The following is a 19,485-nucleotide window of genomic DNA, read 5'->3' on the forward strand; positions in this document are numbered from 1 at the left end:
ACTTTTTAAAAACTATCCAAATTAAAATTAATTATGAAGAAACTATTCTTTATAACAGTTCTGCTGTTAACCATTTCTTTTACTGCTTTGGCGCAATTAAAAACGCCTTCAGAATTTATTCCGAATTACGGAAAACAAATTAGTTATTACCATCAGGTCGAAGATTATTTTAAGTATCTGACGGAACAATCCCAATCGATCAAAAAACAGAAGTACGGGGCAACCAACGAGCAGCGTGATCTGAATGTGTATTATATTTCGACACCCGAAAATTTGGCCAATCTGGAACAAATTAGAAATAATAATTTAGCGGCAATCGGATTATCGGATCAAAAAAGTAGCGGAACCGATGATAAAATTATCGTCTGGTTGAGCTTTAATGTGCACGGAAATGAATTTGCCGGAACCGAAAGTGCTTTAACCGTGGCCTACGAACTGTTGAACCCGTCAAATGAAACCACAAAACAATGGCTCAAAAATACCATTGTCATTCTTGATCCCTGTATTAATCCCGATGGCTATTCAAGATACGGAAACTGGTTAAGAGAGATTTCGGGTAAAAAAACACATCCGGGTTTGTACGACAGAGAGCATATGGAAGTCTGGCCGGGCGGAAGATACAACCACTATCTTTTTGATTTGAACCGCGATTGGGCCTGGCAAACACAAACCGAATCCCAGCAGCGTATTAAATTGTACAACCAGTGGATGCCGCAGGTACACACCGATGTGCATGAAATGAGTTACAATTCGGCCTACTTTTTTCCTCCGGCTGCAGAACCTTTGCATGAATTTATCGAGCAATATCAGAAGGATTTTTATACGGTTTTGGGTAAAAATATTTCACAGAAATTTGACAAGCAAAACTGGATGTACAATACGAGAGAGCGATTTGATTTGTTTTATCCGAGTTACGGAGACACTTATCCCACGTATAATGGTGCGGTTGGTCTGACGCTGGAAAAAGGAGGGATAGGCGCAGGGCGTGAAATAACCATGGAAAACGGTGCAAATGTTACGATAAAAGACCGATTAACACATCATGCAACTGCAGTTTTGACCGTGGTGGAAAGTGCCGCTTCACAAAAAGACGTATTGCTCAAAGGGTTTAGAGATTTTTATCTCAATGCCCGTAAAAAAGCCAAAGGCGTTTACAATACTTATGTGTTGAAAAGCAATCCTAAACTGGAGCAGTTGACCGAATTGCTTCAAAAAAACAATGTTGAATTTAGTTTTGCTGATGCTTCCGCGAATGCCTCGGGATTTCACTATCAAACGAAGAAAAACGAGAGTTTTAAAATAGAACCCAACGACTTAATCATTAAAGCCGACCAGCCGAGATCGGTTTTAACACAGGTGTTGTTTGAACCCAATCAAAAATTAAACGATAGTTTGTCGTATGATATTACGGCCTGGGCTTTGCCTTTGGCGTATGGTGTTGAAGGGTATGCGGTTAAAAATAGTCTTCCAATCAAAACAAAAAATAAAATGGAGACCGCGGCTAAAAACATCCCTGAATCGGTATATGCTTTTTATGTACCTTGGAATAACAGGACTTCGGCACAGGTACTTTCTTTATTGCATCAGGCGGGAATAAAAGTGCGATCGGCCATGAAAAAAGCGGTTTTCGGAACGGTTACCGTTGAACCGGGCGGATTAATTATCAGCAGGGCTGATAATCCAAAATTAACTGATTTTGAAAAAACGGTAAGTGCTATTATTAAAATCAAAACCGATTTTAGTTTTATAAGCACAGGATTTTCCACAAATTCGAAAGATATTGGAGGAGAGAATTTTACCTTGCTCAAAGCCCCAAAAATACTAATGCTGTCCGGAAAAGGGGTAGTTTCAACAGAGTTTGGCGCGACCTGGTTTTATCTCGATGAAACGGTCGCTTATCCGGTAAGTATAGTAGAAACGGCTAATCTGAATCGGGTTAAATTATACAATTACAACACTTTGATACTGTCAGACGGCAATTATGAATTAGGCGAAGAGCAGAAAAAACAAATTGATGAATGGGTAAAAAATGGTGGAAAAGTTATCGCTATGGCCAATGCAATTTCAGTATTTCAGGATCGCGACGGTTATGCTTTGAGTCAGTTTGCAAGTAAAGAAGACAAAGAGAAATCAGAAAAAGAAGAGAAAGAGCTTGAGCTTAAAAAGCGTTTTCTGGATTTTGAAGGTTCGGAACGAAGAGGAATTTCGGGCTCTATTCCGGGAGCAATAATCGAGAATAAACTCGACAAAACCTATCCAATGGCTTTCGGATTAGGAAATACCTATTTCAGTCTTAAAAGCAACGAAAGATCGTTTTCGTTACTCAAAAAAGCGATTAACGTGGCGTATATCCCAAAAGGGTATTTAAGTTACGGATTTGTGGGTAATGACATCCGAAAAAAACTGGACGAAACGGTAAGTTTTGCCGTAGATAAAAGGGGTGACGGTACGGTAATTTATATGATGGATAATCCACTTTTCAGAGGCTTTTGGGAAAATGGAATTTTGTTATTCAGCAATGCCCTTTTTTTAGTTCCCTAAAACATTTTTTAATTTTTAATTTCCGCTCTTCAGATCTTTTTGAAGAGCGGATTTTTTTTTTGGAGAAGGCCTAGTTGTTTGTGTTATTACTTTGCGCGGACATAACCTGATCCGTAGCAGTCGTAACATTCTTCGTATAGGTATAGTTTAGTGCCGTCAAATTCGAATGACATGGCAACAAATTTTTTTGAAGGCTCATTACTTACAATCATTGGTCTTTCGCCGCCAAAAATTGATTTTTCAGTTTTTATGGTATATGCGGACTCAATATCTAATTTTCCGTTAATATATTTTTTAAAAGTAGCTCCTGAAAATTCAAGATAAATTACTTTGTTTGTTGATTCTGGCGTCTCGTAGGTTCCGGCTATCCCACCGCTGGAACCAATCCAACTCCATTTGCCCTCTAATGTTTTTTGTGGAGTAACTTCGGGATCAGCGCTGCTACAAGAGCTAAAGATCATTATTACAAGTAGTAGAAAATATTTTTTCATGTTAACTGGTTTAAAATTTACATTGGTTTAATTAATAGATGTAAATTTTGTTAAATGGTTGCGTTGCTGTCTTGTATCTTTAAATTAACAAAATTGTTTTTTTTGTTATCGATTATTTTTTTAAGATCGATAGGCAATGCGATGGTACTCATTTTCTTTCGCAGGCTTTCATTCGATAGGGATGTTTTACTTCTTAATTTATATTTCCATTCAATTCAAATAAAATATAAGGGCCATGTTCTGATTGTCCTCTTTCGGTGGCCCAAAAGCCTTTTTTGAGATAGAAGGCAACGGCTTTGGAGTTGTTTTCTAAACATTTTAAAGTAAGGGGCAGTTTTGTAACTTTGATTGCCGCTTTCAATAATTCGGTTCCTATACCTTTGCCCTGATAATGCTCGTCGACATACAAATGATGTATAAAATAATCCTTCATCCAGATCGAAATAAAGCCAACCGGAATTTCGTTCTCTCGCGCTACTAAAATCAACTCACCTTTAGTATCCCGGTCAAAATCTTTCGACTGAAATTCAGAAGGATCGTGCCATGAAAAAGTACGTCGTCTCTCGTTTAAGAATAAAGTTCTTAAAGGCTCGTAGTCGTTTTTTCGGAAGGCTGTTATTTCCATTGTGTTTTTTAGTGGATTAAGGAGTTGAGTGCAATCTCGAAAGAAGGATCTCGGTTCTAAAAACAGCAACAGCATCTCCTTTGATCTGAATTAATTTTGGGCGATTATCCTCAATTGCCACTCTGACCTGTATGACTCCAAGACGGTCTATTTTTTCTCCTTGTCTTCCGTTAAACTGAAATTCGTTACCAGTAAAAGCAATAATTTTGTTTTGAATCAAATAACCACCCAAAGGACCGTTTGCATTTCCGGTAACAGGATCTTCATTTATGCCAATTCCGGGTGCAAACATTCGGCCATAGGTCAAAACATCTTTATCGTCAGAATCAAATGTAAAAACAAAATACCCGTTGCAGTTAATCTCTTGGCTTAAGTTGGCTAAAGCCGTATAGTTAGGAGTTAAAGCATTTAGTTTTGTTCTGCTTTTGATTCCGATCATTACTTTAGAATGACCTGTAGAAGCAATTTGAATCGGGCATCTTTCATCTACTTCTGCTTTTTCCACTCCTAAGGCCGTTAACATTTTTTGTGTGATCGTTGCATTAAATGGTTCACTAAGTTCGAAGCTTCCCTGTGTCATTACAATTTGATAATCGTCATTTTTTCGGATGATTTCAAATGGGAGAATACCAACTTTTGTTTTGTATCTTAGAATACAGGAGTCCAGTTTTTCTTCGATTGCCTTTGCGTACATGGCTGCAATTGTGGCGTGCCCGCAGATGGGAACTTCGGTATTTGGTGTAAAATAGCGTATAATTCCATCGCAGTCGGGACTATCGGGAGAGAAAAGAAATGCCGTTTCTGAGTTATTTAGTTCCCTGGCAATTTGCTGCATCTCGTAATCACTCATTCCATCTGCATTTATCACAACTCCTGCCGGGTTTCCTTTGAATTTTTCTTTGGTAAAGGAATCAATTTGATAGGTTATTCGTTTTTTCATTTTAGTTTAAGGAGTAAATTGTCTCTCTTCTTTTTTTGTTTCTTCAATATTTCTATTCTATTCTTATTGCGGTTTGTTTTTTGTTGACTTTTCTCATCCAGTAAACAATATAAAATGCTCCGATTGTTCCGGGGATAAACCAACCATAAAAGCTGGGGAAAAAATCATTTACAACAACAAAAGCGGTTGTGGCAGAGATATAACCGCCGAGCATTTTTCCTAAATGCAATTTGAGCCAGACACTTTTAAGTCTGGTTTTATTTTTAAACAGTATTAAATCTCTGCTTGAAAAAATCAGTCCAACAAGACCAAAAGCAGTTAAAACAATATTGATAGTCTGATGCACAATCGGATTGTACAGGATCATTATAAGTCCCGTAATCATCATAATTCTCGAAATGATTTTATCGTTTTTCAGGTTTACATCACTCTTTTTAAAGCGCAAAGCCCTGTAGCCTGTAAGTACAAAATAGGAACTAAAAATTCCAATTGAAAATAAAAACGGACTTTGATGTTGGGGCAGAACCGAAATAATCAAAGCACTTATGGCCGACAAAAGCATGGTGTAATAAAAGAGTTTTCCGAGTTTTTTATGCGTTTTTTTTCCTTTTTGGGAGAGTAACGAGATGAATCCCGAAACAAGCGCAATAGCACCAAACAGGGCATGAAAGTAAATTAGGACTTGTATTATTTTTTGGCTCTCCATCTCATTGATCTAGTTTTAGTTTGGTCCAATATCTTTTTTGTCTTTGGCTTGGCTCATTGCTAGTTTATTTTAACCGCTCTAAAACGCCCTTACGTTTGACAATATTTTTATAATCCCACTGAATTTCTCTTGCTTTTTTTAGCCAGCGTTTTAAGTCGGATGGGTTAATTTGATCGACTGAGGTATAGCGAAATTCTGCCGCTTTAAAAGAACCTTCGTTGATAAGCTCTTTTTCCTCAAAAGACTGACCGCTCCAGAACAATAGCCGAACATTATTCTTTAGCTTGCTGTAGCCTACAATAGGATTTCCGTCTAAAAACCAGACCGGATGCGCGTGCCAGATTTTATTCTCGGCTTCCGGCAGATTTTCGTCGATTAGTACCGCCAGTCGATCGCAGATTTCCTGATAGGAACTGCTTTGTGAATTATTGTAATCCTGTATCGCTGTATTCATGATGCAATTGTTTTGGCTGCGTTTTTTGCTTCAATGGTAGTAGCTAAAATACGTTTTTTAGTTTGACAAAATCAGGACAAAAAGTTTTTATACCTCCAGATTGATATGGGTATTAAAAGTAGTGGTAAATTGATGTACAAACTCTTTGGTGTATTGTCCGGTAACGTCGAGATCAGGGTCTAAAATGGTAATTTCAAGTCCGGTTAATTGATTGCTTTGAAAAAGGAGTGAAAGTAGCTCATTGAACTCTTCATAAGTAAGTCCGTCAGGCGTTCGGCTGTCTACGCAAGGCATTACAGCATCGTTTAGAACATCCAGATCAATATGCAGCCAGAAACCATCCAGTTTTTTGTTCTTTACTTCTGAAAGAAAAGATTGTACGCTTTTTAAAATCCCCTGTTTTCGTAAGTTTTTAAGACTAACATAAGTGGCAGCCGAATTGCGAATTTCATTTTCATAGGCATCATCATATTCGCGGTTGCCCACGCACCATAGGTTTTCTTCGTTGATATAAGGACGCAGGTTTAGAATATTGGTTAGTTTTTCAGTTCCGTTTCCGGTAACTATTGATGCGGCCATTCCGCCAACACCCCCGGTTTCGGATAAGGCGATATCCATAAAATCGGTATGCCCGTCCAGATAAAACAATCCGTAATTTCCTTTTTGCTTTAAAGCGATAGCTGCTCCCAGTAGAATGCTGCAGTCTCCGCCCAAAATAAATGGAAATTTGTTTTGAGAAAGCAAGTTGTTTAGCAAATAGGCCTGCTCTCTGGCATAACCAATCAGTGAATTGCTATTGAGAAGCTGAGTTTCAGGATCACGGCTATTTGAATATTTAGGAGGGTCAAGCCTGATGATGTTTTTAGGGAGAATGACTTTGTGTAAATTATGTTTCCATAACCAATCCGGCAGTTTTTTTACGCCTGGTTCTTTTCCGGGTTGAGGTTCTTTTAAACCCAAATTTGATGGAAATTCAACAATGCATATTTCTTTCATAACCTTATTTATTTAGTGCTAAAGTTATGAAAATAAATCGCGCGTTAAGAGGGGAGATCGCTATGTTTGTATTGAATTGTCTGCAGGACAACAAACGTTTTTTATAGATAAAAAAAAATCCGACCCGTTTTCACAAGTCAGATTTTACTATTTTTTCGGATTAAATCGGTTATCGATAAAAAGGATTTTTTATTCGAGCTTCTTAATAAGCTGAATTGTACCTTCCTGTAAGGCTTTATGGTAATCACCTTTTTTTAGTTCCGGAAGCACATAGGCCGATACTATATCTTTAATTTCCTGATCGCTCATTTTAGGACGCAGTTTATTAACTCCCTGAATCTGAATTTGTCTGAGTTGCTTGCTTAAAACAATCAAAATAGAGGAGTCAATTTTTAAGGTAGAAACCAGGTATTGTTCAAAATCGGATGAATAATCGGTAAGGTTGGTATAAGGGGCTATTGAAGAAGTGGTTACAATAGTAATTTTAGTTTTAGTCTTGTTCTCGCCTGCTTTTAAAAAGTCGTTCAGATTCTTGATCTGGCTTGCAGTAAGGATTTTTTCAAAATCGTTTACATAATTAGTTGATTTTGCAAAAATGGCCTGTGCTTCGGTTTTGGTTTGCGCAAGAAGGGCATAGGGTAAAAAAAGAGTAAATGTTACTACTAGCAATATTTTTTTCATGGCAGATTTGTTTTGGGTGCCGCAAAATTAGTGCTTTATTATTAAAAAAAGGTGTCTTAATGGTTACTATAAATTAATATTTATTTTCATAGAAATTTCAAAAAAAAAGTCCGACTTGCTTATGAAAATCGGACTTTAAAGGTTAAATATTACAACAAAGGAATTAAATGTTCCCAGTTTAGCTGTTTTGCAAAATCAAGAGCGGTTTTTCCATTGACAGTTTCGGCTTTCACATCAGCTCCAAATTCCAGTAAAATTTCTACACTTGTTTTGTTTCCTGCAATGGTTTCACGATGCAGAAAAGTATATCCCAGTTCATCTGTTGCGCTAAGTTCTTCGGGATTATTTTTTACAAAATCAATAAGGCTTTCCTTCATGTTTTTGCTCATTGGATGCTCGATAAGATTTTCGGGCTTTTCTTTTTGATCTGAAACAACCAGTATGTCGTTGTAATCTCCAAAATCTAATCCCCAGGCTTCGTCGTGATCTTCTCTTTCGTCTTCATCCATTTCTGAACGCATGGCTTGTATGGTGAAAGCGCCGTAAGTTTTTCCATCGCTGGCAAACAACCAATCGCTTATTTGATTGGCAGGTATTTGTATTTCGTCGCCATTATTGACGTTGGTTAAATCATTGGGTTGATTTACCAGGATGCCATAAATGGTGTCGCCGTCAAAATTAATATCGTTAATCCACATATGTTCGACTACGGTTTCTCCGTCTATCTCTTGTGTGAAGGCCAGTTTTACACAGGCAACATCAAGTCCCGGAACGATTCGACGGTATTCCCACGATAATTCTCTCCAGAAATATTTGAAGGTTTCTTGTGCTCTTTTATAGGCTTCGATCATTATTGGGTTTTCCCCGTCGGCAAAGAAGGTAGGTGTGTTTTCCATTTGGTATTGTTTTTATGAAGTAACTTTTATAGAATTCTGAAATGTTTTAAACGAACAAAAAACCGATTTGTTTTGCAAATCGGTTTTTTATACTGATAAGAAAGTCAATTTAGAAATTTACATCGTCTGCAATATTTCCTCCTTGTTCTGCAGCAAATTTTGCGGCATACTCCTTTTGTTTTGCTTGTTGATAGTCATGAAATTCTGTAATATCTGCTGAATTCCAGTTTTGATTTTGCTCGGTCATCCATTGCATGGCTACCGATTGGAAATCGGCAAGATTGATTCCGAAATTTTCTAAAATCCATTGGGCACCATCGATTCCGTACTCGTAAGCGGCTTGTCTGGCACCTGCAAGTTCTTCATAGAAATAACGGTCGGTTCTGATTTTTTCAAGATTAGCAGCTCCTTCTTCCGAAATTTCAGCATTCAGGTTTTCTAATTGTGGAACCGTTACATTTTCGGCATAATATTGTCCAAACAAAGTGGTAACCGTAAACGAAGTATCTTCTCCCATACGCTGTGGCCAGATGGTGTTAAGTTCTTCCCAGATTACAGGCTCAAATCCCATTGCTTTACAAACTTCAAGGTAATCGACTCCGGCACTGATTTTAAGACACATTGCGGTATAGGTTCTTAAATCTACACCATGTACAGGCTCGAGGAACGGATTGTTATCGTCAACTTTTACAAATCCCGAAACCTGAACTCCGCTGTATTTTAAAGAGTTGGCGTGCTCAAAACGAATCATCTGATCTGAATCGCAGTTGTTCCATTCGGTGTAAACCGTTCTTCTGTAATTAAAATATATGTTTTGAATGTCTTTGTCTTCCAGATTTTCTCCACTTGCACGTTCGTCTGCAATCCATGCTTCGGCTCTTTCGGCAACTTCGGCATCAAAATCTTCTACAGTATAATGTGTTCCGTGTAAAGTTTCCGGATCGTATTGTACTTCCTGATCCTCATTTTCGTATTCATTTTCATAATTGTCATTTGAAGTTTGTGCTTCATAATTCTGGTTTTCCTGCTTGTTGTCTCCAGTTAGAGCTCCAAAAAGTTTTTTAAACATTTTTCAAATTTTAGGGTTAATAAATTATTAGGATTGTATTTGATTTTGATACATTTTTTCGTTGTGTTCTTTTAAATCGGGTGTAATTCTATTCCATTCGTCGTACATAGCGCGCAAATAAACCTGATATAGTTTGGGAGCATTTTTAATCACAAATTGTCTTTGTTCTTCTAAATCGTCCATTTTTGACTGAATTTCACTTAAAACCTTTTTGTTTGATTCGTGAATTTTACTCAAACTTAATTCATGACGCTGATGGTACAATTCGCGTTCTTTGTTGTTTTCGGTTTCAAAGGCTTCGTACAAATGCGCAGTTCTTTGTTCGGCCAGACCTCTTGCAATATTTTGCAGATTTCTTCCCTGCGTGCTGGGCGCAAAGGTGTTTTGCGTTTTGCAGTAGGGACAAGCGATATAGGTTTCGATTAAAAATATTTTTTCGATTTGAATATTGCCACCACATTGTGTACAGCTGAATTTGTCTTTAATGGCTTCATACTCGTCGACTATTTTTTGATATTCGATTTCGAGGTCACGTTCCTGTGTTTTTTCGATTTGATTTCTCCAATATTCGTAGTTGTCTTCAAAAGCATGGTAACGATCAGAACAGTGGTTTCTAAAATCGGAAACCAGATTGTGGTGTTTGCTTAAAACAGAGATATGTGAATTGTAGTTGTAATAAACGTTTATTATTTTTTCGTCGTAGGTAGTTCTGGCTTTTTCTCTGATATTAGACAATTGCCCGTTTACGCCCGAATAGACTTTATGAAAGGTTCTCTTGTACAAATCGTCATCGGTTTGTAAAATTTCTTTGAGCTCCGGAATAGCTGCCGTGGCAAACTCTTCCATTTTGGCTTCTAGTTTTTCTAAGAAATTAAACCATCTTTCCTGTGATTCCTTAAGTTCTGAATGCCATTCGGGAACAGCGTCTTCGCCTTTTTGTTTGTTGAATAATCCGAACACTGTCTCTTATTTTTAAATTGAATTATCTTCTTTTTTAATGTAAACCCCGTCTGTAAGTTTGACGGTTATAAATTCAAATCCGCAATAGGCGCAATGTGTTACACCGTCTTGTTTGGCTCTTCCGGCACCACAGTTTGGGCAGTCTCTGGCGTTCAGCTGCGCCTCGCTGCTTTCGGACTCACCGCCGTAATTGGCTTGCTTTTTCGCATTAGCCTTGAGTTTGTCTAAAAACGAGTTGACTTTTTTCTCTTCCATTACAATTGGCTTAACAGTTCGGTTTTTTTGTTTTTAAACTCGTCTTCGTCAATTAAACCGGCATCAAATAAAGATTTTAGTTTTTGAAGTTTTGTAGTTATATCGTCTTTGATTTCTTCTTTCGGAGTTTCTTTATTTTGCTGTAATTGATTGAGAAGGATTCCCATGCTCAACGCATTTTGAGTCGCATCGTGAAGCGCTGTTCCTTTATCGCCAATAGCCGTTGCGGTATTGAATTTGGTAAATTTGTCCATATCGGTCACCATATTCATATTAGTGATTTTATCGTAATGGGCTGTAACTTCTTCCGGTAAGGTTACACTAGTGATGACAAACTGGGTGAGCTCGATTCCTAATTGCTCAAAATAAGGCTTAAGATAAGGTTCGATTTTTTTCCCTAATTGTGTAATATTTCCGGCAATGTCTGTAACGGTTATATTTTCGTTTGCGAGAACTTCTCCAAATTTTGGAGCCACAAAATCTCTCAGCTGATTTTGTAATTCAAAAATCGTGAGCTGCGGATAGGTTCCGGCATATTGTCGGAAGAATTTGGCAGCATCGGCGATTTTAAGATCAAAATTACCAAAAGCGCGAATTCTGATTTGACCAAATTGCGGATCATTGAGCAGGATAGGAGCGGGAGTTCCCCATTTATTATTGATAAACTGATGGGTATTGAAAAAATAAACATCCACTTTAAACGGACTTTCGAAACCGTATTTCCAGCCTTTTAGTTTGCTTAAAACAGGAATGTTTTCAGTAGATAAGGTGTAAAGCCCGGGAGAAAAAACATCAGCGAGCTGCCCTTCATTTAAAAGCATAACGTGCTGACTTTCTCGAACGGTTAGTTTTGCTCCGTTTTTGATTTCTTTGTCTTCATCATAAAATTTCCACATCAGTAAATTTGGGTCACTTGTTGTGGCTTCAATTATTTCTATAAAAGGTAGTTTCATGAATTCTTATTTATAAGAAATAAAAATAAGAATTATAAGACGACGATACGCTCTTTTTATGTCAAGTTTTTAACAACTTTTCGTTTGTTAAAATTTTAAAAACCTTGTATTGTCATTTCGACCGGAGGGAGAAATCACATTCGCATATCGACAATGATTGAAGATATACTTTGTGGAATTTCTTGTGGGGATTTCTCGTTCCTCGAAATGACATACTTTGTGCAGTTTCTTTGTCGACATTCGGGTGTGATTGACTTCGTCAGTTCGCTATCGCTCGAGCCTCCTTTCAGTCGAAATGATATACTTTGCGGATAATTTTCGAGCGTGAGACAAAAGTGGGCAAAAAAAGAATCCGATCTGTTTTCACAAATCGGATTCTTTAAATTGAAAATTATATGTAACCGTAAAGGTCTATTTTTTACAAGTGAATTACTTCGCCGTAAGCATCCGCTACAGCTTCCATAACAGCCTCGCTCATGGTTGGGTGAGGGTGGATCGATTTAAGGATTTCATGACCTGTAGTTTCAAGTTTACGGGCTACAACTGCTTCAGCAATCATATCGGTAACTCCTGCACCAATCATGTGGCATCCTAACCATTCTCCATATTTAGCATCAAAGATTACTTTTACGAATCCGTCTGGTGTTCCGGCAGCTTTAGCTTTTCCTGAAGCTGAGAATGGGAATTTACCAATTTTTAATTCGTATCCTTTTTCTTTAGCTTGTTTTTCAGTTAAACCTACAGAAGCGATTTCAGGAGTTGCATACGTACAACCAGGAACGTTTCCGTAATCGATTGGGTCTACGTGTAAACCTGCAATTTTTTCTACACAGTTAATTCCTTCTGCAGAAGCTACGTGAGCCAAAGCTTGCCCTGGAGTAACGTCTCCAATTGCATAATATCCAGGAATATTAGTTGCGTTGTAAGCGTTTACTAAGATTTTATCTCTGTCAACAGCGATTCCAACTTCTTCTAAACCGATGTTTTCAATGTTTGTTTTAATTCCAACTGCCGAAAGTACGATGTCAGCTTCAAGAACTTCTTCACCTTTTGCAGTTTTAACAAATGCTTTAACTCCTGCACCAGTTGTGTCAATACGCTCAACAGATGAGTTAGTCATGATTTTAATTCCGGCTTTTTTCAAAGAACGCTCAAATTGTTTTGAGATATCTTCGTCTTCTACAGGAACAACGTTTGGCATAAATTCCACAATAGTAACTTCAGTTCCCATTGAGTTGTAGAAGTGAGCAAACTCAACTCCAATTGCTCCAGAACCTACAATAATCATAGATTTTGGTTGTGTTGGTAAGGTCATTGCCTGACGGTAACCAATTACTTTTACACCATCTTGTGGTAGGTTTGGCAACTCACGAGAGCGAGCTCCGGTTGCGATGATAATGTGATCAGCGCTATATTCAGTAACTTTATTGTCTTTGTCTGTAACGTCAAGTTTTTTTCCTGGTTTTAGTTTTCCAAAACCTTCGATAACGTCAATTTTGTTCTTTTTCATCAAAAACTGAACTCCTTTGCTCATTCCTTCAGCAACCCCACGGCTACGTTGAACTACTGCCGGGAAATCTTTGTCGAACTCAGAAACTTTCAATCCGTAGTCAGATGCATGTTTTAGATAATCAAAAACCTGAGCTGATTTTAATAATGCTTTTGTTGGGATACATCCCCAGTTTAAACATACACCACCTAAGTTTTCTTTTTCAACTACAGCTACTTTAAAGCCTAATTGTGAAGCTCTGATTGCTGTTACATATCCACCGGGACCACTTCCTAAAACAATAACGTCGTATTTCATTTGTTTGGTTTTTAGTATTTATTACCGAAAATGCAGTTTAATTCCGAAACTCATTTGTCGATTTATTCTTTTGTTATTTGTGCTTGCGAATTTAAGGATTTATTTTAAAAAATACTTTAAAATTTATTTTTAGCCTTACTGATTTTGATCTTTTCACAGAGATTGTGCGAAATGTTAATTGTTAATTATGAATTATAAATTTAAAATTATGTTTTTTGCTTTAAATCTGCAAAATAAAACTTTCATTAACAAAGCGGAGCCAAAGACCTTTCGTGTTCAAAAGTTCTTCGACTCCGCTCAGCGTATATTATATCGAATTAAAAATTCATAATTAACAATTACACCTTAACATGCCCCCAGTTTTCACCGCTGGCAATACGTCGTATCTGCATTTCGCTTACGCCAAATTGTTTGGCAATCATTTTCAGACGTGTTTTTTGTTCCGGACGTGCGAGGATTTTTTTGATTAACATGACTTTGGTGGTTGTTAATTTTCTTCCGTCGGCTTTTAAATTGTGTTCGATCAGGTTCTTTTTGGCCTGAATCACATGCGGACTTTTGCGGCTGTGTGCCATCATTTCAGCTTTGGTCGCCCAACATAAATTTTTTACATCATCGTTGCTGCGGTTGTAATCCAAATGAAGTACATAAGTTTGTTCTTCGGACTCTTTTGGGATGAAGTAATGTGCAACTAATTTGTACAGGAAAAGATATTTGTTGACAATTTTGTCGTCTTTTTTGACCTTAAATCTAAAGGTAGGATAACCATCGCTTAAGCCGCCTTTCAGGATGCGTCCGTTTTGAATTTCATCTGAAAAACTAATCAGTCGGCCTTTGTTTGAAATGGCATATCTAAGTTGTAATGAGGCGTTTATTTCTATTTCTTTGAATTCTTCGTTAGGATAAAATCTGTTTTGTGGCATTTTCTTTTGCATTTGAATTTTGTCTCTCAAAGATAAATAATTCAAAAAAAAGGAATGCTATCCTAAGGCCTGTGAACCAGTAGATTTATGATTCTTATAACGCTAATTTAACTTTTTTAAGAACTTTTTTAGCATTTCGAAATCTCTAGTTGGCCACAGCAAATTGAGAGTCGTACAGATTTTTGTAATAACCGTCGGTTTTAAGGAGTAATTCGTGATGCGTTCCCTGTTCTACGATCAAGCCTTTATCCATCACCACAATTTTGTCGGCGTTTACAATGGTTGCCAAACGGTGCGCGATGATGATCGAAGTTCTTCCTTTGGTAATGGTTTCGGTAGCGCGCTGAATTAATTCTTCAGAATAGGTGTCTATGGATGATGTTGCTTCGTCGAGAATTAAAATACTCGGGTTGCTGACATACGATCTTAAAAAGGCAATTAACTGGCGCTGACCAGATGAAAGCATTACGCCTCGTTCTTTTACATCAAAATCATAATTGTCGGGCAAACTCATGATGAAATCGTGGACTCCGATTTTTTTGGCAGCCTCTAAAACCTGATCGCGCGTAATTTCGGGATTGTGTAAAGTAATGTTGTTGTAAATGGTATCGGCAAACAAAAATACATCTTGTAAAACCACGGCAATTTGTTTTCGCAAGGATGCCAAAGTATAATTTTCGATATTATGTCCGTCAATGCAAATGGTACCGCTGTTGATCTCGTAGAAACGATTCAATAAATTGATAATAGTTGACTTTCCAGCTCCTGTCGAACCTACAATGGCAACAGTTTGTCCTGATGCGACAGATAAATCAATTCCTTTTATCACTTCTTCTTCCGGAATATAACTGAAGCGGACGTCTTTAAATTCGATGCTTCCTTCAAAAATAGGTGCTTCGATCGTTCCGGTATCCTGAATATGATCCTGAGTATCGATAATATCAAACACACGATTGGCAGCAATCATTCCTAATTGCATCTCGTTGAATTTATCCGCAATCTGACGTAGTGGATTGAACAGCATTCCGATAAACATGGTATACGAAAACAAATCTCCAAAAGTGGTAAAATGATCTCCGTTCAGGATTTTAAAACCTCCATAAACAACAACCAAGCCCAAAGTAATGGAAGAGATGATATCGGCAATCGGGAAAAATATCGAGTTGTATAAAATGGTTTTGATCCAGGCAACTCTGTGTTTGTTGTTAATTTCTTTAAAGTTATCGGCTTCGATTTGTTCGCGGTTAAAAAGCTGTACGATTTTCATTCCCGTAACGCGTTCCTGCACGAAAGAGTTCATATTGGCAATCTGCGTGCGCACTTCTTCAAAAGCGACCTGCATTTTACGCTGAAAAATTCGGGTAATGTACACCAGAATTGGCATGGCGACTACTACGATCCACGTTAATTTCCAGTTCATGTAAAACATAAAAATAAGGACCACCAGCATTTTCATCAAATCACTGATGATCATAAAAAGCCCCTGACTAAAAATACGGGCAATGGATTCGATGTCTGAAACGGATCTTGTTACCAATTGTCCTACGGGTACAAGGTCAAAATACTTCATTCTGAAGCTCAGTATGTGTTTGAAAAGTTTGGTACGGATGTCTTTTACAATGTCCTGCCCAAGCCAGTTGGCCCAGTAAACAAAATAAAACTGAGAGAATACTTCCATCAAAAGAACAACTCCCATTAAGATGATGTAAAGGAGTAAACCTTCTTTGTCATGCGTCTTGATATAGCCGTCGACCGTTTGTTTTAATAAATACGGACGAAGGGCTGCAAAAATAGAGAGCGAAACAGCAAAAATAATAACGCCGTAGTAACGCCATTTATAAGGTTTGGTATATTTTAAAATTCGTTTGAATAATCCGGTATCAAATGCTTTTGCTTTCATTTATTTATTGAGGCATTAAGCATTAAGCATTAGGCATCCAGACTTATTGCCTGTGGCCTATAGCCTAAAGCTATATATAATCGTAATCAATTTCGGTTAAATACAATCCGTGTGCCGGTACCGAAAAACCGGCTTTTTCCCTGCTTTTACTGGCGATAATATTTTCAAGATCGTCCAGAGAAATTTTATGCAAACCAATATTTACTAATGTTCCAACAATTGCGCGAACCATGTTTCGAAGAAAACGATTGGCCGAAATGGTAAATATCAGCTTGTTGTTTTCTTGTTTCCAGTAGGCCTCAAAAATCGTGCAATCAAAAGTATTGACATCTGTATTTACTTTCGAAAAACACTGGAAGTCGGTGTGGAGCAGTAAAATTTTCGCAGCTTCATTCATCAAATCTACATCTAATTTTTGATTAAAGTACCAACTCAATTCCTCTAAAAATGGATTTTTAACAGTGTTGATGTGGTATTCATAGGTTCTTCTGGTGGCATCAAATCGGCAATGCGCGTCATCGTGAACCGGAAGTATATTAAAAATAGCAATGTCTTTTGGTAAATAGGAGTTGAGCTTATGAATCAAAGTTGGAACCTCCAATGGAGTTTCAACATCAAAATGGCCATACATTTCCTGTGCATGAACTCCGGTATCCGTTCGTCCCGCACCCATTACATTTATAGGAGTGCTTAATAAAATAGAAAGCGCTTTGTTTAAAGTTTCCTGAACAGAAGACGCGTTGGGCTGAAACTGCCACCCATGATAATGTGTTCCGTTGTAAGCAAATTGAATAAAATATCTCAAAGTAAAGGTTCAAAGGTTCAGAGTGGCAAAGGTACGAAGGTTTTTTTAAAAAGAGGCTCAAAGGGACAGAGAGGCAAAGGTACAAAGGCTTTTTTAAAAGGTTCTGAGTTGCTAAGGCAATAAGGTTCTAAGTTTTTTCTTTGTGAGGTTTGAGTTTTTATAAGTTACTTATTATCTCGGTAGCATAAAACTTTAGTATTTCATAATTTCTAAAACAAAAACCTTTGTTCCTTTGTACCTATGCGCCTCTGGACTTATGAAGAAACTGTTAAAGCCCAAAATGCCAACCGCAGTTGACAGACTAAAAAATCGTGTCAGAAATTGACAATTCTAACGATGGAGAAGGAATCAAATTTTAACTTTTTTAAGTAAAAATTAATAAGAGTTAAATTTTAAAATTTTTCATTTTAACAGGAAGTATTTCTCCTATGTTTGTAATACTAAATATTAAAACTATGAATGAAATTACTTCTTATTGGTGGATAATTTTAATCTTATTTGCCATTGTTTTTTACAAGTTTATTTTGCGTGTATTTTTCGGAATGGTTATGGTTCCGGAAAATAAAATTGGTTTGGTAACCAAGAAATTTGTTTTGTTCGGCGCTGATAAATCGCTTCCCGACGGGCGTATTATCGCTACAAAAGGAGAAGCCGGGTATCAGGCGCAAACACTTGCTCCGGGTTTGTACTGGGGAATGTGGATCTGGCAATATTCAATTGATATGACCGGATTTACGGTTATTCCGGAAGGTAAAATTGGATTGGTTTTAAGTAAAGACGGACAGGAGATTCCAACCGGAAGAATCCTGGCAAGAAGAGTGGACAGTGATAATTTTCAGGACGCTACTTCTTTTTTAAACAATGGCGGACAAAAAGGACGTCAGACCGCATTTATTACAACAGGATCGTATCGTATTAATACCTTTTTGTTTGAAATTATAATTGCAGATCAGATCAAGATTTATGAGAATATGATTGGTATTGTGACCGCTCTTGACGGCGAGCCTATTCCGCAGGGACAAATTGCCGGGAAGTTTGTGGAAGGGCACAATAACTTTCAGGACTTTGATCAATTTTTGGACAAAGGAGGAAATCGTGGTCTGCAGCCTCAGGTAATGCTGGCAGGGTCGTACTACATTAATACGTGGGGAATCTTAATCGAACAAAATCCGATGACAGATGTGCCAATAGGATATGTTGGTGTGGTGATTTCTTATATTGGAGAAGACGGTCAGGATGTTACTGGAGATACTTTTAAACACGGAAATATTGTTTCAAAAGGACAACGAGGTGTTTGGATGGAGCCTTTTGGACCGGGGAAATATGCCCTGAACAAATACACGACCAAACTGGAACCTGTGCCAACAACTAATTTAGTTTTAAACTGGGCAAACGCACGCAGTGAATCGCATGATTTAGATAAAAACCTGTCTACCATTACAGTTCGTTCAAAAGACGGTTTCCCTTTTAATCTTGACGTAGCGCAGATTATCCATGTACCGGCAAATGAAGCTCCAAAAGTAATTGCGCGTTTTGGAAGCATGAACAATCTGGTTTCTCAGGTTTTAGAGCCTACCATTGGTAATTATTTCAGAAACTCGGCTCAGGACAGTGATGTAATTTCTTTCTTAAGTACCAGAAAAGAACGTCAGGAATCTGCTAAGAATCACATAAAATTAGTACTTGACGAATATAATGTTAATGCTGTTGACACCTTGATTGGAGATATTGTTCCGCCGGATTCGTTGATGAAAACCTTAACGGACAGGAAGTTGGCTGAAGAAGAGCAAAAAACATATCAAACCCAAAGGATGGCTCAGGAACAGCGTCAGGGAATGGAAAAAGAAACGGCAATTGCAGATATGCAGAAAGAGATTGTGCGTGCTTCACAAAGTGTTGAAATTGCACAGCGTACTGCCGATGCGACCGTTAAGAAAGCGGAAGGTGATGCTACCAGTTTGAAATTGAATGTGAACGCTGAAGCAGAAGCAACTAAAATGCGTGCAAATGCTGAGGCAGAAGCAACGAAAGCAAGAGCAGGTGCACAGGCCGAAGCGACCAAATTGAATGCAAGTGCCGAGGCAGAGCGTATCTCAAAAACCGGTTTGGCCGAAGCAGAGAAAATTATGGCTGTTGGTAAATCGACAGCAGAATCGTACCAACTGCAAGTTAGCGCGATGGGTGGGGATAATTTTACCAGATACAAAGTAACCGAAGAAATTGGTAAAGGAAATATCAAAGTAATTCCTGATGTACTAATCTCCGGAAATGGCGGTTCTGACGGTTCTATTAGCGGTTTACTTGGGTTAAAACTCATGGAAATGATGGATACCAAAGACCTAAAAGAAACAAAAACACCTAAAAAGGGATAACAAGTTATAGTCCTAAAAGGTGAGCGTGTTTTTTATTGAAATACGTAACATCTAATAAATCCGATTCGTTTTTTACGAGTCGGATTTTTTTTTGATTGTGAGATGTGAAAT

At 37.7% G+C, this 19,485-nt stretch carries 18 protein-coding genes; 2 read left to right on the forward strand and 16 right to left on the reverse strand.

The annotated features are described in order from the left end of the window. The first annotated feature begins 33 nt into the window (after positions 1-33). On the forward strand, positions 34-2,541 hold the full coding sequence (locus ACN1CN_RS15995) for a M14 family zinc carboxypeptidase (protein WP_419136343.1): 2,508 nt from the start codon (positions 34-36) through the stop codon (positions 2,539-2,541). A gap of 86 nt (positions 2,542-2,627) precedes the next feature. On the opposite strand, the gene ACN1CN_RS16000 is transcribed toward ACN1CN_RS15995, so the two are convergent. The 16 genes from ACN1CN_RS16000 to truA form a co-directional block, all read right to left on the reverse strand. Beyond that, the gene (locus tag ACN1CN_RS16000) at positions 2,628-3,032 is read right to left on the reverse strand and encodes a hypothetical protein (protein ID WP_419136344.1); all 405 of its coding nucleotides are present in this window, start codon (positions 3,030-3,032) and stop codon (positions 2,628-2,630) included. A 193-nt stretch (positions 3,033-3,225) separates the two neighbouring features. Continuing rightward, positions 3,226-3,657 (reverse strand): GNAT family N-acetyltransferase, encoded by a 432-nt coding sequence (locus tag ACN1CN_RS16005; RefSeq protein ID WP_419136345.1) that lies wholly within the window; start codon positions 3,655-3,657, stop codon positions 3,226-3,228. 16 nt (positions 3,658-3,673) lie between these two features. Further along, entirely contained in the window at positions 3,674-4,597 is a 924-nt protein-coding gene (locus ACN1CN_RS16010; RefSeq protein WP_419136346.1) for a PhzF family isomerase, read from the reverse strand. A gap of 52 nt (positions 4,598-4,649) precedes the next feature. Beyond that, positions 4,650-5,303: a DUF2306 domain-containing protein gene (locus tag ACN1CN_RS16015; RefSeq protein ID WP_419136347.1), complete on the reverse strand. Its 654-nt coding sequence runs from the start codon at positions 5,301-5,303 to the stop codon at positions 4,650-4,652. A 64-nt stretch (positions 5,304-5,367) separates the two neighbouring features. Further along, positions 5,368-5,757 carry a DUF1801 domain-containing protein gene (locus tag ACN1CN_RS16020; protein ID WP_419136348.1) on the reverse strand — a complete coding sequence of 130 codons (390 nt, stop codon included), beginning with the start codon at positions 5,755-5,757 and terminating at the stop codon, positions 5,368-5,370. Between the two features lie 87 nt (positions 5,758-5,844). Further along, positions 5,845-6,753 (reverse strand): arginase family protein, encoded by a 909-nt coding sequence (locus ACN1CN_RS16025; protein WP_419136349.1) that lies wholly within the window; start codon positions 6,751-6,753, stop codon positions 5,845-5,847. A 189-nt stretch (positions 6,754-6,942) separates the two neighbouring features. Next, positions 6,943-7,434 carry a TPM domain-containing protein gene (locus ACN1CN_RS16030; RefSeq protein ID WP_419136350.1) on the reverse strand — a complete coding sequence of 164 codons (492 nt, stop codon included), beginning with the start codon at positions 7,432-7,434 and terminating at the stop codon, positions 6,943-6,945. A 149-nt stretch (positions 7,435-7,583) separates the two neighbouring features. Next, the gene (locus ACN1CN_RS16035; protein WP_419136351.1) at positions 7,584-8,330 is read right to left on the reverse strand and encodes a DUF2314 domain-containing protein; all 747 of its coding nucleotides are present in this window, start codon (positions 8,328-8,330) and stop codon (positions 7,584-7,586) included. A gap of 109 nt (positions 8,331-8,439) precedes the next feature. Further along, on the reverse strand, positions 8,440-9,399 hold the full coding sequence (locus ACN1CN_RS16040; protein ID WP_419136352.1) for a DUF6620 family protein: 960 nt from the start codon (positions 9,397-9,399) through the stop codon (positions 8,440-8,442). Positions 9,400-9,426: 27 nt separating this feature from the next. After that, entirely contained in the window at positions 9,427-10,359 is a 933-nt protein-coding gene (locus ACN1CN_RS16045) for a hypothetical protein (protein ID WP_419136353.1), read from the reverse strand. A 12-nt stretch (positions 10,360-10,371) separates the two neighbouring features. Beyond that, positions 10,372-10,614 carry a hypothetical protein gene (locus ACN1CN_RS16050; protein WP_264524680.1) on the reverse strand — a complete coding sequence of 81 codons (243 nt, stop codon included), beginning with the start codon at positions 10,612-10,614 and terminating at the stop codon, positions 10,372-10,374. Then, positions 10,614-11,567 (reverse strand): SPFH domain-containing protein, encoded by a 954-nt coding sequence (locus ACN1CN_RS16055; RefSeq protein ID WP_419136354.1) that lies wholly within the window; start codon positions 11,565-11,567, stop codon positions 10,614-10,616. The genes ACN1CN_RS16050 and ACN1CN_RS16055 overlap by 1 nt, the downstream gene beginning before the upstream one ends. Positions 11,568-11,985: 418 nt before the next feature. Then, complete coding sequence (gene lpdA / locus ACN1CN_RS16060; RefSeq protein WP_121329580.1) at positions 11,986-13,374, reverse strand: dihydrolipoyl dehydrogenase; 1,389 nt, start codon at positions 13,372-13,374, stop codon at positions 11,986-11,988. 338 nt (positions 13,375-13,712) lie between these two features. Beyond that, the gene (locus ACN1CN_RS16065) at positions 13,713-14,297 is read right to left on the reverse strand and encodes an NUMOD4 domain-containing protein (RefSeq protein ID WP_264524678.1); all 585 of its coding nucleotides are present in this window, start codon (positions 14,295-14,297) and stop codon (positions 13,713-13,715) included. A 145-nt stretch (positions 14,298-14,442) separates the two neighbouring features. Next, positions 14,443-16,197 carry an ABC transporter ATP-binding protein gene (locus ACN1CN_RS16070; RefSeq protein ID WP_264524677.1) on the reverse strand — a complete coding sequence of 585 codons (1,755 nt, stop codon included), beginning with the start codon at positions 16,195-16,197 and terminating at the stop codon, positions 14,443-14,445. Between the two features lie 70 nt (positions 16,198-16,267). Continuing rightward, positions 16,268-17,002, reverse strand: a complete 735-nt coding sequence (truA, locus tag ACN1CN_RS16075) for a tRNA pseudouridine(38-40) synthase TruA (RefSeq protein WP_419136355.1) — start codon at positions 17,000-17,002, stop codon at positions 16,268-16,270. A 455-nt stretch (positions 17,003-17,457) separates the two neighbouring features. Here truA and ACN1CN_RS16080 point away from each other — a divergent pair, with 455 nt between their 5' ends. Continuing rightward, positions 17,458-19,374 carry an SPFH domain-containing protein gene (locus tag ACN1CN_RS16080; RefSeq protein WP_419136356.1) on the forward strand — a complete coding sequence of 639 codons (1,917 nt, stop codon included), beginning with the start codon at positions 17,458-17,460 and terminating at the stop codon, positions 19,372-19,374. Positions 19,375-19,485 lie beyond the last annotated feature (111 nt).

Origin of the sequence: Flavobacterium sp. T12S277 (assembly GCF_048514875.1) — a bacterium.
In the GTDB taxonomy this organism is placed as follows: domain Bacteria; phylum Bacteroidota; class Bacteroidia; order Flavobacteriales; family Flavobacteriaceae; genus Flavobacterium.